This is a genomic window from Xylanibacter sp. (genome assembly GCF_057607445.1).
In genome coordinates this window covers 1-1,008 of sequence record NZ_DBLZAX010000060.1, presented here as the reverse complement: position 1 = coordinate 1,008, position 1,008 = coordinate 1, and the positions used below count along the sequence as shown (strand labels likewise).

1 protein-coding gene is annotated in these 1,008 nt (G+C 43.2%); it reads right to left on the bottom strand.

Translation table 11 applies throughout. The annotated features are described in order from the left end of the window. On the bottom strand, positions 1–1,008 hold a 1,008-nt coding region (locus ACZMIG_RS14830), incomplete at both ends, for a MobA/MobL family protein (RefSeq protein WP_487889773.1).

The window sequence follows — 1,008 nt, the reverse complement described above, 5'->3', positions numbered from 1 at the left end:
AATTCTTTTGTTTTCCTCAAGTCGTTCTTTAAGGCTTGAATGTTCCCTGCTCTGTTCTCGCTGTTTAACCTCTCGTTCAAGGTCAGCGATTCGTCGAGCTGCACTTTCAGTTTCCTGATAGTCCGGTCTTTCTGGTCGAGTTCTTCCTGCATCTGCTCCGTCAGCATTAGCAGTTCTTCCAGTTGATCGTCGCTCTTTGAGTTTCTTAATTCGTTCATCAATCAACCTTCCTTTCTCTAATTGCTGTTCAAGTTCAGTAATTCGCTGTTCTGTTTCTGCAATAGCCGGTTCTCGCTGTTTAATTTCTGTGCCAATTCCTGCCATTGCTGATTTTCGTCTGTGAGTTTCTGTATCTGGTCTGTCTTTTCTTCCAGAAGCATCAACAGTTCTTCTGTATCCGGTAAGATTTGTAGCAGCTCTGACAATTCTTTCTCTAATTGCTGCAATCGTTCTTCCTGCTCCTGAAAGCACATCAGCTTCTCGTCCTTTTCCTGTATCTCCTGAAGCATCTCTGCCATGATATTCTGCTGTTCCTCTATCTGTGTAATCATTGCTTCCATCATGGGAATTACTTCTTTGCTTTCTTCTAATGTCATTCAACCACTCCTTCCATATTGACAATGCACCGGATACCTTACCAAAGGTTGTGATTACCTTTTGCAGTAGTGCATTTTGTTTTTTAATCATCTGGTTTTCCTCTACCTTCCATGAACCATTCCATATCTGTCCGGTGAGATATTTTTCCTCAATCTTTCTTGCATCCGCACCCTCATGAATCGTAGGGATTTTTAATTTGCCCTGTCTTTCATAAGAGCGGTGGTCAATCTGATTGTCTATGGATAAATGCCGGTTACACATCCCAGCCCATTCGCTTCGCCATAACTCACAATTCTTTGGATTATTCCAGCCGGTAGCATCGGTCAGAACCCGTTTCCATTGTTTTCGGTTTCTTGCCCCGACTTTCTGTACTCCGTTTTCATCAAGTACCGGAATGCGGATTCCATGCCG